General features: G+C 57.1%; 11 protein-coding genes. 8 read left to right on the forward strand and 3 right to left on the reverse strand.

Going from position 1 to position 12,672, the window contains the following annotated elements:
- The first annotated feature begins 36 nt into the window (after window positions 1-36).
- The 3 genes from glnB to K6L24_RS05250 all read left to right on the forward strand — a co-directional run bounded on the left by glnB (window position 37) and on the right by K6L24_RS05250 (window position 3,609).
- Window positions 37-375 (forward strand): nitrogen regulatory protein P-II, encoded by a 339-nt coding sequence (gene glnB, locus K6L24_RS05240; protein WP_062744629.1) that lies wholly within the window; start codon window positions 37-39, stop codon window positions 373-375.
- Between the two features lie 157 nt (window positions 376-532).
- On the forward strand, window positions 533-2,443 hold the full coding sequence (locus K6L24_RS05245) for an NAD(P)-binding protein (RefSeq protein ID WP_222682014.1): 1,911 nt from the start codon (window positions 533-535) through the stop codon (window positions 2,441-2,443).
- On the forward strand, window positions 2,440-3,609 hold the full coding sequence (locus K6L24_RS05250; protein ID WP_222682015.1) for a c-type cytochrome: 1,170 nt from the start codon (window positions 2,440-2,442) through the stop codon (window positions 3,607-3,609). Before K6L24_RS05245 ends, K6L24_RS05250 begins: the two co-directional genes overlap by 4 nt.
- A gap of 90 nt (window positions 3,610-3,699) precedes the next feature.
- On the opposite strand, the gene hmpA is transcribed toward K6L24_RS05250, so the two are convergent.
- Entirely contained in the window at window positions 3,700-4,884 is a 1,185-nt protein-coding gene (gene hmpA, locus K6L24_RS05255; protein ID WP_118663437.1) for an NO-inducible flavohemoprotein, read from the reverse strand.
- Between the two features lie 333 nt (window positions 4,885-5,217).
- Between hmpA and glyA the strand changes: the two genes are divergently transcribed.
- Together glyA and K6L24_RS05265 are read left to right on the forward strand one after the other, a co-directional pair.
- Entirely contained in the window at window positions 5,218-6,471 is a 1,254-nt protein-coding gene (glyA, locus tag K6L24_RS05260) for a serine hydroxymethyltransferase (protein ID WP_062744638.1), read from the forward strand.
- 123 nt (window positions 6,472-6,594) lie between these two features.
- Entirely contained in the window at window positions 6,595-7,731 is a 1,137-nt protein-coding gene (locus K6L24_RS05265) for a 3-phenylpropionate MFS transporter (RefSeq protein WP_222682016.1), read from the forward strand.
- Here the strand turns inward: K6L24_RS05265 and csiE are convergent, their stop codons facing one another.
- Window positions 7,732-9,000, reverse strand: a complete 1,269-nt coding sequence (gene csiE / locus K6L24_RS05270) for a stationary phase inducible protein CsiE (RefSeq protein WP_222682017.1) — start codon at window positions 8,998-9,000, stop codon at window positions 7,732-7,734.
- Between the two features lie 177 nt (window positions 9,001-9,177).
- Between csiE and K6L24_RS05275 the strand changes: the two genes are divergently transcribed.
- Entirely contained in the window at window positions 9,178-9,780 is a 603-nt protein-coding gene (locus K6L24_RS05275; protein WP_118663441.1) for a DUF1007 family protein, read from the forward strand.
- Window positions 9,771-10,772 carry a nickel/cobalt transporter gene (locus K6L24_RS05280; RefSeq protein ID WP_191927829.1) on the forward strand — a complete coding sequence of 334 codons (1,002 nt, stop codon included), beginning with the start codon at window positions 9,771-9,773 and terminating at the stop codon, window positions 10,770-10,772. Before K6L24_RS05275 ends, K6L24_RS05280 begins: the two co-directional genes overlap by 10 nt.
- Window positions 10,773-10,848: 76 nt before the next feature.
- On the opposite strand, the gene suhB is transcribed toward K6L24_RS05280, so the two are convergent.
- Window positions 10,849-11,652, reverse strand: coding sequence for an inositol-1-monophosphatase (gene suhB / locus K6L24_RS05285; protein WP_062744648.1), 804 nt, complete (start codon window positions 11,650-11,652; stop codon window positions 10,849-10,851).
- A gap of 144 nt (window positions 11,653-11,796) precedes the next feature.
- Between suhB and trmJ the strand changes: the two genes are divergently transcribed.
- Window positions 11,797-12,513, forward strand: a complete 717-nt coding sequence (trmJ, locus tag K6L24_RS05290) for a tRNA (cytosine(32)/uridine(32)-2'-O)-methyltransferase TrmJ (protein ID WP_062744650.1) — start codon at window positions 11,797-11,799, stop codon at window positions 12,511-12,513.
- Window positions 12,514-12,672: the final 159 nt, after the last annotated feature.

The raw sequence follows: 12,672 nt of genomic DNA on the forward strand, positions 1-12,672 counted from the left end.
TCCGTCCGCGTACGGAGGGAGAGAAAAGGGTCAGCCATGAAAAAAATTGATGCAATTATCAAACCGTTCAAACTGGATGATGTGCGTGAAGCGCTGGCGGAAGTCGGCATCACCGGGATGACCGTAACGGAAGTCAAAGGCTTTGGTCGTCAGAAAGGCCACACCGAGCTGTACCGTGGTGCTGAATATATGGTCGACTTTTTGCCTAAGGTGAAAATTGAAATCGTCATTGCTGACGATATCGTTGATACCTGTGTGGATACCATTATGCGCACGGCGCAGACGGGCAAAATCGGCGATGGGAAAATTTTCGTCTTTGACGTCGCACGCGTGGTACGTATCCGTACCGGCGAAGAAGACGAAGAGGCGATTTAAACCGCCCGTGACTGCTCAGGGGCCTGTCGGTTCAGGCCCCTGTTGTTATTTCTCCCCCGTCTTTCCCCCTTCCTTTGACAATCGCTCTCCTGTCCGGACAATAAGCCCCCCGAAGCCTTCAGGCTGAACTGCCACTTTTCAACAGTTAAGGACGATTATGGCTATCACCCGCCGCGATTTTCTCAACGGCGTCGCGATCACCGTCGCTGCCGGTATGACCCCCCTGCAGATATTACAAGCCTCGCCGCGACAGGCGCAAAAGACGCTGTACTATCCACCTTCGCTTACCGGCCTGCGCGGCAACCATCCGGGATCTTTTGAAAATGCCCACCGTCTGGGTCGCGATAATGTGGCGTTTGACTTCGCCTCTCAGCCGGTCACGGAAGCCTACGATCTGGTGGTGGTCGGGGCCGGGATCAGCGGTCTGGCTGCCGCCTGTTTCTGGCAGCAGCTTCATGGCAAACAGCAGCGTATTTTGTTGATTGATAATCATGATGACTTTGGCGGACATGCTAAACGCAATGAGCTTAACGGGGACGGCGGCACCCTGCTGGGTTATGGCGGCAGCGAATCCTTCCAGTCTCCGCGCTCCAATTTCAGCCCGGTGGTGATGAATCTGATTCACTCCCTCGGCATCAGCCTTGACGGTATGGAGCAGGGCTTTGATAAAACCTTCTACCCGGATCTGGGCCTCAGCCGTGGCGTTTACTTTGACAGGAAAAATTTCGGCGTGGACAAAGTGGTCAGCGGCGATCCGGGCAGGGTAGTGGCCGACGATATTCCGCGTGACCGGCTTAACGGGCGTTCGTGGCAGGCCTTTATTAATGATTTTCCGCTGCCTGAAAGCGACCGTGAGGCGCTGATTGCGCTGCATACGGTACCGAAGGATTATCTGCCAGGTCTGAGCCAGCAGGAAAAGGTGGCCTGGCTGGATAAGCACAGCTACAGCACCTTCCTGCGTGAAAAAGTGGGTTTAAGCGAACAGGCCATCCGTTACTTCCAGCAGTCGACCAACGATTTTCAGGCCGTCGGTATTGATGCCACCGCCTGTAGCGACGCGCGTATCTGCGACCTTCCCGGCCTGGACGGTATGGGATTGCCGCCACTCGATGCGGAATCTCAGGCCGATCTTGACGATCCCTATGTCTTCCACTTTCCGGACGGGAACGCCACGCTGGCCCGTCTGATGGTGCGCAAACTCATTCCGGGCGTCACCTCCGCCGGGCAGAATATGAATGATATCGTGCAGGCGACGTTTGACTACAGCCAGTTAGATCGACCGGATTCCCCCGTCAGACTGCGCCTCAACAGCACCGGAATGCAGGTGGTGAACGTCGATAACCACGCTGAGGTGAGCTATATCACCGGCGATACGCTGACCCGGGTTCGTGCCGGCCGGGTGATAATGGCCGGTTATAACATGATGATCCCCTATCTGGTCCCGCAGATGTCGCCCGCGCAGCAGGAGGCGCTGAAGCAGAACGTTAAGGCACCGCTGGTCTACAGCAAGGTGAAGATTGCCAACTGGCAGCCGTTTATGCAGCTGGGCATCCACGAGTTTTATGCGCCAGGCGCACCTTACTCCCGTGTTAAGCTCGACTATCCGGTAAGCCTGGGCGGTTATCACCACCCGCACGATCCTCAGCAGCCCATCGGACTGCATATGGTGTATGTGCCGACGCTACCGGGCAGCGGACTCAGCCCGCGTGAGCAGTCGCGCAAAGGACGCGCCATGCTGCTGGGCACGCCGTTTGAGGTGCATGAACAGATGATCCGTGAACAGCTGCAGGCGATGCTCGGCCCGGCAGGTTTCGACCATCAGCGTGATATCCAGGCGATCACCGTTAACCGCTGGTCACACGGCTACTCTTATGCCCTGAGCGGCATGTTTGATGATGAAGAAGAGGCACAGCGGACTATCGAACGCGCCCGTGCGCCCGTTGGTCATATTTTCATTGCCAACGCCGACGCCGACTGGAGCCCTTACGCACACTCGGCTATCGATCAGGCCTGGCGGGCGGTCAATGAGCCGGCAGGTGGCACGTCAGCCCCGGGGGAAGCGTCATGAAGAGGGTCATCTTCAGCCTGATGTTACTGGCGGGCGGCCCTAGCTGGGCGATGTCGCCAGGGGAATATGTGGCAAAAGCTGGCGACTGCACGGCCTGCCATACCGCGCAGGGGGGCGTACCGATGGCAGGCGGGCTGCGCTTTGCCACGCCGGTAGGGGATATTTACAGCACCAATATAACCCCTGATAAACAACACGGCATTGGACGGTACACGTTTGCAGAGTTTGACCGGGCGATGCGACAGGGTGTAGCCCGTGACGGTCATCGTCTTTATCCGGCCATGCCCTACACCGCCTATGCAAAAATGAGCGAGGCGGATATGCACGCACTGTACGACTTTCTGCTGCGGGAGGTGCCCGCCAGCAGCCAGGCGAACCGCGACAGCGACATTCCCTGGCTGCTGTCGGCGCGCTGGCCGCTGGGCATCTGGAACGTACTGTTCCATGAAGACCACCGTTATCAGCCTGATGCGCAGCAGAGTGCGCAATGGAACCGGGGGGCTTACCTTGTGCAGGGGGCAGGACACTGCGGGAGTTGCCACACGCCGCGCGGCTGGGGAATGCAGGAGCAGGCGCTGGATCAGCAGGGTGAGAGCTATCTCAGCGGCGCAGAGCTGGACGGCTGGTATGCTCCCTCGCTGAGGGGAGTGCCGGTGGAAGAGCTGGTGGCGCTGTTGAAAACCGGGCGTAGTGCACGGGGCGCGGTAGCGGGACCGATGGCGGACGTGGTCACCCACAGTACTCAGTATCTGACGGAGGCCGACCTCACCAGTATTGCCGTCTATCTGCGGAGTCTGCCTGCGGCGCCGGCAGCCCGCAGTCAGCCCGCCACGCCTTCCGCTGCAGGGGGGAAAATCTATGCCATGTACTGTTCAACCTGCCACGGCAGTGAGGGTGAGGGCAACGCTCACACCATTCCTGCGCTGGCGGGGAATGCCACCCTGACGGCGGACAATCCGCTGACCGCGCTGCGCGTGGTGCTGGACGGCGCACAGACGCCTGTCACACAGCAGGGGATGGCACAGACGATGCCGGGTTACGGCTGGGCGCTGAATGATGTTCAGATGGCCGAACTGATGAACTATGTGCGGCACAGCTGGGGTAATCAGGCTTCAGGCGTGAAACCTGCACAGGTGGCTGAGGCACGACATTTGAAGGAGAAGTAATGCGAAAAGGCATCCGGAGCTAAACGGATGGGAAGCACCCGCCTGCTGCTGACGCTCAGCAGCAGGCGGCCTTATCGCGCAGGGGCAGGATTACAGCGTCTTGTGCGGACCAAAGACTTCATAATGAATGCGGTCTTGCGTTACGCCCAGTTCGAGCAGGCGTTTCTCTATCAGCTCCATAAAGGCCAGCGGACCGCACAGATAATATTGCATGGCTGGATCGCTCAGACGGGATTCCAGCGGCAGCAGGTTCATCAGCCCGCGACTGTCGTACCGGCCCTTATCCTGCTCCTGCGGATGGTTGTACCAGATATGCTGCCAGAACTGCGGTAACTCTGCGCCCAGGCCCGCCACTTCGTCAGCAAAAGCATGAGTCGTACCGTTTTCTGTCGCGTGGAGCCACTGAACGCCGGAAGGATGTTTGTCGGCAGCCAGCTGGTTCAGCATGGCCAGCATCGGCGTCAGGCCCACGCCGCCGGAAATCAGCGTCACCGGCGTGTCAGGGGTAATATCCAGGAAGAAATCCCCGGCGGGCGGTGCCAGATGAACCCGCTGGCCGGGCTGCTGCTGATGCAGCCAGCTGGAGAGAACGCCCCCCTCCTCATGACGAACGGCAATGCGGTAGTCGCGACCGTTTGGCGTGCGGGTCAGTGAGTACTGACGGATTTCCTGATTGGCAAAAGAGGGATCTTTCACCCACAGTGCCAGATATTGTCCGGCTTTGTAGTCCGCGACGGGCTGACCGTCCGTTGGCGTCAGAATAAAACTTTTTATCACGGCACTTTGTGGGGTGATCTCACTGATGACAAACTCACGCTGGCCGCCCCGCCAGCCCCCGACTTTCTCCTCGGTCTCTTCATAAATCTGCTCTTCGCGCTGGACAAAAATCCCTGCCAGCACGCCATAGGCTTTGCTCCAGGCTTCAAGGACTTCCTCTCCGGGATGCAACATTTCATCAATGCTCGCCAGCAGGTGCTTACCGACAATAGGATACTGATCCGGGCGGATCGCAAAGCTGGTATGTTTCTGGGCGATCTTTTCTACCGCAGGGCCCAGGGCGGCAAGGTTATCCAGGTGACTGGCGTAGGCGCAGACGGCATTAAACAGCGCTTCTGGCTGGTTGCCGGTGCTCTGATTGCTCATATTGAAAATGTCTTTCAGTTCAGGATTATGGCTGAACATTCGCTGATAGAAATGGGCGGCCAGGCGCGGGCCGAGTGCAGCAATGGCAGGAAGGGTAGATTTCACCGTAGCAATGGTTTGGCTGTCCAGCATGACGTGCTCCTTAACGGGGATCATAAAGATGTATTTTAAATGCATCTTAAAGCCAGGAAGCCCTCTCTGTAAATACACCTTATGAGTTAAGGGGTATTTTTTCGCACGTAACATCCGGTTCTGATGACAAGTCAGTCTGAGGTTGGGGAGGAGGATTCGTTATTAGTGGCTTGCAGAAAAGTGTAACTAACCCTTGCCATTCCTGAAGCCAATCGTTTGCGTAAAAAGGCGGCCGTGATGCTATTCAACGGGTGGGTAAACAGTTTAAACTGTTTACCATCACCCCCAACGGGGGCATTCATTATTGAAAGTCAGTTGAGTCAGGAGATGCAGATGTTAAAGCGTGAAATGAACATTGCCGATTACGATGCCGAATTATGGCAGGCAATGGAGCAGGAGAAAGTGCGTCAGGAAGAGCATATCGAGCTGATTGCCTCTGAGAACTACACCAGCCCACGCGTGATGCAGGCTCAGGGATCTCAGTTGACCAACAAGTATGCGGAAGGGTATCCGGGCAAACGCTATTACGGTGGCTGTGAGTATGTGGATATCGTTGAGCAGCTGGCTATTGACCGTGCTAAAGCGCTGTTCGGTGCCGATTACGCTAACGTGCAACCGCACTCAGGTTCTCAGGCGAACTTTGCCGTTTATACCGCGCTGCTGCAGCCGGGCGATACGATTCTGGGCATGAATCTGGCCCACGGTGGTCACCTGACACACGGTTCGCCGGTTAACCTGTCCGGTAAATTGTATAACGTCATCCCTTACGGCATCGATGAAACCGGTAAAATTGATTACAACGAACTGGCTGAGCTGGCGAAAAAACACCAGCCGAAAATGATCGTTGGCGGCTTCTCTGCTTATTCTGGCGTGTGCGACTGGGCCAAAATGCGTGAAATCGCTGATACGGTAGGGGCTTACCTGTTCGTCGATATGGCGCACGTTGCCGGTCTGATTGCCGCTGATGTCTATCCTAACCCAGTTCCTCATGCGCATATCGTGACGTCGACTACCCACAAAACCCTGGCCGGCCCGCGTGGCGGTCTGATCCTGGCGCATGGCGGTGACGAAGATTTTTATAAGAAGCTGAACTCTGCCGTCTTCCCTGGTGGCCAGGGCGGCCCGCTGATGCACGTTATCGCGGGTAAAGCCGTGGCCTTCAAAGAAGCGATGGAGCCTGAGTTCAAAATCTATCAGCAGCAGGTAGCTAAAAACGCCAAAGCAATGGTAGAAGTGTTCCTGGCGCGTGGCTATAACGTGGTTTCCGGCGGTACGCACAACCATCTGTTCCTGCTGGACCTGGTGGACAAAAATCTGACCGGTAAAGAAGCGGATGCTGCCCTGGGCCGTGCCAACATTACCGTGAACAAAAACAGCGTCCCTAACGACCCGAAAAGCCCGTTTGTCACCTCCGGTATTCGTATCGGTTCCCCGGCGGTGACCCGTCGCGGCTTTAAAGAAGCGGAAGTCCGCGAACTGGCAGGCTGGATCAGCGATATTCTTGACAATATCAATGACGAAGGCGTGAGCGAGCGCGTGAAGAAGCAGGTACTGGATGTCTGCGCGCGCTTCCCGGTTTACGCATAACCTGAGCCTGTTTCCCCGGCGTCGTGGGGGAGCCTGATCGCAGATAGCGGGACACCAACGTGTCCCGCTATTTTTTTATCCTCCTTCACGGTGTACATTAGCCTCCACTTTGTCGGAGGGAAAATGGCGATACGTTCCACGTACTGGCTTGGACTGAGCTACTTCACCTACTTTTTCGCCTATGGCGTCTATCTGCCTTTCTGGGGCGTCTGGTTAAAAGACAGCGGCCTGCAGCCGGAAAAGATCGGTCTGTTACTGGGATGCGGCATGATTGCGCGGTTTGTCGGTAGTCTGGTGATCGCGTCACGCGTCACCCATCCTTCCCGACTGATTACGGTGCTGCGCCTGCTGGCGCTCCTTACCCTGCTGTTTGCGCTGGGCTTTTGGGCGGGTTCCCAGTGGTTATGGCTGCTGCTGGTCATGGTGGGCTTCAACCTGTTCTTCTCGCCGCTGGTTCCCCTGAGTGATGCACTGGCCGCCACATGGCAGCGGCAGATTGCGCTAGCCTACGGTCCGGTGCGACTCTGGGGATCGCTGGCTTTTGTCATCAGCTCGGCTCTGACCGGCGTACTGGTGACCCACTTTTCCTACCATGCCATTCTGGTGCTGCTGTGTGTGGGCTGCGGGGCGATGATCGGCGGGATGATGCTGCGGCCGGCGGTGATGCCGGTGGGGACGGAAAAACAGGCGCAGCATGCCGGATGGACACAGTGGAAGCAGATGCTGAGTGAGAACGCTGTCTGGCGTTTCCTGCTGTGCGTGACGCTGATGCAGGGCGCACATGCGGCTTATTACGGATTCAGCGCCATCTACTGGCAGGAGGCGGGCTATTCGTCAGGCACGGTAGGCTACCTGTGGTCGCTGGGGGTAGTGGCTGAAATCGTCATTTTTGCCGCCAGTAACCGGCTATTCCGCCGCTGGAGCGCGAGTGATCTGCTGCTGCTCTCCTGTATTTCTGCGCTGATACGCTGGAGCATCATGGCGTCATCCACCGAACTGGGCTGGCTGATCGCCGCACAGCTCCTCCATTGTGGCAGTTTTACGCTCTGTCATCTGGCCGCGATGCGCTTTATTGCTGCCCGTGACGGCGGAGAGGTTATCCGGCTCCAGTCCGTCTATTCGGGGCTGGCAATGGGCGGCGGTATCGCCCTGATGACCATGGTCTGTGGCGTGCTGTTCCAGCATCTGCAGGGGGGCGTATTCTGGGTGATGGCGCTGCTGGTCGTGCCGGTGCTTTTTCTGCGGCCAAAAGTCAGCTGACTACGACTCCAGCAGCGTGCGGATACTGCGCTGCTGGTGTTCTCCCAGCGGCAGTTCCGCATGGATCAGCGGGGGAGAGTAGAGCGGCAGTGGGGTGGCATAGGGGGTGATCACCAGTGCGATGCCCTTCGGCGCGCTGTGACGCTGAAAATCGGCAACATCCTGATATTTGATATTCAGCGGCAGCAGCGTCAGTTCGCGTAGCTGCTGTTCGACCTGACGTTCCAGCTCCCGATCGTGGCCGATCAGCAGCAGCACCTGTTTTTCCTGCAGGGCGCTTCCCTGCATCAGCCACGCACCGAAAATAATCGCAATCAGCCCCATCTCTTCATCGCTGAACTGCACGCCGTACTGCTGCTCGAAAGCGGCCACCGCTTCACGGGTGGTGCGTAACAGACGGGGATACTGCTGGGCGATATCCTCAACCAGACTGTGGTCGATGCCAATGGAGAACAGTGCGCGCTCCAGGGCCTGCGCCAGATGTGTATACAGCTGCGCGCTGAGACCGTCATCATTACTGAACACCATGCCAGACAGCGCCTGAAAGCGCTGAATCAACAGCTGGACAGACTGCAGCAGCTGGCGTTCATGCTCCGCGTGGGGATGTTGCAGCATCGGGATATGTAACTGGCTAAAGAGCAGGGTAAGCAGATCGCGCTCACCGGCGGTCGCCTGATAGCCGCGTTTGCGCCAGCAACGAACTATCTCCTCCGCCAGCGCCGACTCACCTTTTCCTCTCAGCCACTGTTGCTGAACCGGGGTGAAGTCTGGCTGGCAGGGCCAGGCCAGCGTAAAACGCAGCCAGACCTGCAGGAACTGAGCGTCACGGGGGCTGAACTCCCGCCCCAGGTGAAGTGAGCAGTGCTGGATAAGCGCCAGCAGATTGTGTTCATCGTATAACGCTTTATCAACGGATAGCGAATGAAGCCGCTGTCTGATGGTGCGGGAAAAATCATTATGAACAAATGACGGCGACAGACGCAGCGCGCGACGCAGGCTGTGGAGCAGACAGAGGCGGCGATCCAGATCCGTCCCGCAAAGTGACAGCGCTCCCTGACCGTCCTGTTCAATAACAAGATGGTGATAACGCTGAATTTCCTCTGCGACCTTCGCTATATCTTGCCGGGTTACGGCGTGTTCCACTCCGTTAAGCTGGCAAACCGACGCCTCAGTAACCGAGGCGTCAGGAAGGCACAGCATTAAAAGTAGGCGGCAACGGCGCTGTTGACTGGACAGGACAGAAATTTCTGGTGAGTATGCACTCATCATCTGTGATCCCAGTGACGATTAATTCTGCTAAGAATAGACTGGCCCACGGAGGCTGTGGCTCGGGAAGGCGCTTTTATTCAGAGCTTTTAAGACAGGTCACAAAAATAATCGACAAAAACTGAGGTGAGGGTTATTTTGTTATATTATAACAGAAGTGGAGCGTTCGGTGTCGTGCTGATGGCACTGGTGGCCCCGTATGCCGGTGCGCACCCGCACAGTTTTATCGATATGCAGACCACCCTCGTCCATCAGGGTGATCAGTTAACCGGGCTGAAAATGCGCTGGGTGATGGATGAAATTACCTCCGCTGATCTGTTATACGATGCCGGAACGGCAAAACCAGGCTCTGTGGTGTGGAAAAAACTGGCGGCAGAGGTGATGGCAAACGTACTGGGACAGCATTACTTCAGCGAGTTCTGGCACCAGAAGCAGCCGGTCAAGTTTGATAATCTGCCGCCGGAATACCATCTGTCGCGTGAAGGGCCCAAGGCGGTGCTGGAGTTTATCCTGCCGCTGGCCCACCCCCAGGCGCTGAAAGGCCAGCGTTATCTTTTTTCCACCTTTGATCCGACGTACTTTGTTGATATGTATTACGATTCTGAAAAATCCCTGACCATCCCGACTGAACTGGCTTCGCAGTGCCGCTTCGAACTTCACACCCCAAAGCCGGATGCCTCCATGCAGGCCTATGCGCTGTCACTGGATAAAGCCGATGCACCCGCTGAAGAGATGGATCTGGGGCGGCAGTTTGCTCAGACGGTGACGTTGATATGTCAGTAAACGACACTGTCCGCCCGCCGCGCAGGGTAACTCTCTGGCCTTTTGCACTGCTGGTGGTGTTGCTGGTGGGGGCCGGCGTGTGGGTCTGGCAGCACTGGCCGTCAATCCTGCTGCAAAGCATTTTGTGGCAGAAGACGTTGCATCAGCAAATGACCGGGTTACTGCAGCAGGTGGCCAGCAATCCTCATCAGGCGGGGCTGACGCTGATGGGCTTCAGCCTGCTCTATGGTGTGCTGCATGCGCTTGGGCCCGGGCATGGCAAAGTGGTGATTGCCACTTTCCTGGCAACACATCCGACAAAAATGAAAACCAGCCTGCAACTGACGCTGGCCGCTGCCGTTGTGCAGGGGGGCATGGCGATCGCACTGGTGACCGTGATGCTCGGCGTGTTACAGCTCTCATCCCGCCAGCTCCATCTCAGCAGCTACTGGCTGGAAAAGGGCAGTTATTTGCTGGTCAGCGGACTGGGCGTCTGGCTCTGCTGGCGCGCGTTGCAACAACTTCGGCTGACGCTGCACCCGCCGGCAGCACGAATGACCATCACCCGCATCCTGCCTGCCGATCATCAGCACAGTGACCACTGCGGCTGCGGGCACCAGCACGTGCCGGACAGCGCGATGCTTTCCCAGGTGACGGGCTGGAAAACCCGCGTCGCCGTGGTGCTGTCAATGGGCCTGCGGCCGTGCTCGGGGGCGATCATGATGCTGCTGTTCTCGAAAGTGATCGGCGTGTACCTGTGGGGTGTCCTGTCGGCGGTGGTGATGGCGCTCGGCACGGCGATGACGGTGTCGGCGATGGCGCTGCTGGTGCAGCTCTCACGTGCGCTGGCCCGGCGGTTAACCCAAAACCGTGGCCGTGCTGGCTGGCACGCCGTCGCGCTGAACAGCCTTGCGCTGCTGGGGGGGATCCTGCTGGTCGCCGCCGGTGCGCTTCTGTGGCTCAGCGCCCAGCCTGGTATGTCCGGGGGTATCCGTCCGATGTTCCTGCAATAAAAAAGGGCTGACCACAACGTGGTCAGCCCTGACAGAAGAGGGTCTTCGACCCGCCCCTTTACGGCAGCAGCAGCGATTAACGCTTCAGGGCTTCGCTCAATTCGTCACGCATGTTGGCCAGCATCGCTTTCACGACGCGCGGGTTACCGGCGACGATATTGCCTGACAGCATATAGCCATGTGCGCCAACAAAGTCAGTGACCAGACCACCCGCTTCACGCACCAGCAGTTCACCGGCGGCAAAGTCCCACGGTTTCAGGCCAATCTCGAAGTAACCATCAACGCGACCAGCGGCCACATAGGCCAGATCCAGCGCAGCAGAGCCGGTGCGACGGAAGTCTGCACACTGGGTAAACAGTTTGCCTACGATATTGATATACGGGGTCGCGTGCTGTTTCAGTTTGAACGGGAAACCGGTCGCCAGGATGGTGCCATCCAGATCGCGGGCGGTGCCGCCGCGCAGACGGTAGCCGTTAAGCTGGGTGCCCTGACCGCGAACGGCGCTGAACAGTTCATTACGCATGGGATCATACACCACCGCGACTTCAGTGCGGCCTTTGATGCGTACGGCGATAGAAACACAGAAATGAGGCAGGCGTTTAATGTAGTTGGTGGTGCCATCCAGCGGATCGATAACCCATTGTACATCCTGGTCTTCGCCTGGCAGCTCACCGCTCTCTTCAGTAATGATGGTGTGCTGAGGGTAGGACTTGCGGATCACTTCAATAATCTGGCGTTCCGCTTCACGGTCAACATTGGTGACAAAATCGTTGCTGCCCTTCTGGGTGGCTTCGACTGAGTCCGGGGTTTCATAGTGCTTAGCAATTACGTTTCCGGCCTTGCGCGCGGCGCGCACGGCAATGTTGAGCATTGGATGCATATTAAGTTTCGTCTCGCTGGATGTTAAAGAACGGTATATCATTTTATCTGATATAAATCGGCGCGTAGTATAGCAGGGCATAACGGCAAATGTCCTTAAAATATGTTAGTATCGCCAAATTAACTCCCGGACTTCAGAATCCTTATGCTGCAAAATATCCGAATTGTGCTGGTGGAAACCTCTCACACCGGCAACATGGGATCCGTCGCTCGCGCGATGAAAACCATGGGCTTAACCAACCTTTATCTGGTCAATCCACTGGTCAAACCGGACTCGCAGGCCATTGCCCTGGCGGCCGGGGCCAGCGACGTGATTGGCGATGCGAAAATTGTCGACACCTTTGATGAAGCCATTGCCGGCTGTAGCCTGGTGGTAGGCACCAGCGCACGCTCGCGTTCCCTGCCGTGGCCGATGCTTGACCCGCGTGAGTGCGGTCTGAAAAGTGTGGAAGAGGGGCAGCAGGCACCCGTCGCCCTGGTCTTTGGCCGTGAACGTGTCGGCCTGACGAACGAAGAACTGCAGAAGTGCCACTATCACGTCGCCATCGCCGCCAACCCGGATTACAGCTCGCTGAATCTGGCAATGGCCGTCCAGGTGATTACCTATGAGGTGCGGATGGCCTATCTGCAGTCGCTGGACACCCCGCAGGAAGCGGCCGCTGAATCACCCTATCCGCTGGTGGATGATCTTGAGCGCTTCTATCAGCATATGGAAAAAATGATGATCGGCAGCGGTTTCCTGCGTGAAGCCAGCCCGGGGCAGGTGATGAGTAAAATGCGTCGTTTGTTTACCCGCGCGCGCCCGGAGCGGGACGAGCTGAATATCCTGCGTGGGATGCTGTCATCGTTTGAGAAAAAGTAGGGTGAATGAGCCCTAACGGGTGAATAAAATAACAGCATAATAGTTGAGTGTTTTACTTGGTTAAATAGTTGAGTGTTTTAGTAGGTTAAATACTTGACCAATTTACTCGGGAATGTCAGACTTGCGTCCATATTTTGTTAACACCCATCCAGGGTTATA

It is taken from the genome of Erwinia persicina (assembly GCF_019844095.1).
Taxonomy (GTDB): domain Bacteria; phylum Pseudomonadota; class Gammaproteobacteria; order Enterobacterales; family Enterobacteriaceae; genus Erwinia; species Erwinia persicina.

Excerpts from the sequence above, each read along its gene's own strand:
- trmJ (WP_062744650.1), top strand. The coding sequence starts at position 11,797 with ATGCTGCAAAATATCCGAATTGTGCTGGTGGAAACCTCTCACACCGGC.
- suhB (WP_062744648.1), bottom strand. The coding sequence starts at position 11,652 with ATGCATCCAATGCTCAACATTGCCGTGCGCGCCGCGCGCAAGGCCGGA.
- K6L24_RS05265 (WP_222682016.1), top strand. The coding sequence starts at position 6,595 with ATGGCGATACGTTCCACGTACTGGCTTGGACTGAGCTACTTCACCTAC.
- K6L24_RS05280 (WP_191927829.1), top strand. The coding sequence starts at position 9,771 with ATGTCAGTAAACGACACTGTCCGCCCGCCGCGCAGGGTAACTCTCTGG.
- K6L24_RS05245 (WP_222682014.1), top strand. The coding sequence starts at position 533 with ATGGCTATCACCCGCCGCGATTTTCTCAACGGCGTCGCGATCACCGTC.
- csiE (WP_222682017.1), bottom strand. The coding sequence starts at position 9,000 with ATGATGAGTGCATACTCACCAGAAATTTCTGTCCTGTCCAGTCAACAG.
- K6L24_RS05275 (WP_118663441.1), top strand. The coding sequence starts at position 9,178 with ATGGCACTGGTGGCCCCGTATGCCGGTGCGCACCCGCACAGTTTTATC.
- glnB (WP_062744629.1), top strand. The coding sequence starts at position 37 with ATGAAAAAAATTGATGCAATTATCAAACCGTTCAAACTGGATGATGTG.
- K6L24_RS05250 (WP_222682015.1), top strand. The coding sequence starts at position 2,440 with ATGAAGAGGGTCATCTTCAGCCTGATGTTACTGGCGGGCGGCCCTAGC.
- glyA (WP_062744638.1), top strand. The coding sequence starts at position 5,218 with ATGTTAAAGCGTGAAATGAACATTGCCGATTACGATGCCGAATTATGG.
- hmpA (WP_118663437.1), bottom strand. The coding sequence starts at position 4,884 with ATGCTGGACAGCCAAACCATTGCTACGGTGAAATCTACCCTTCCTGCC.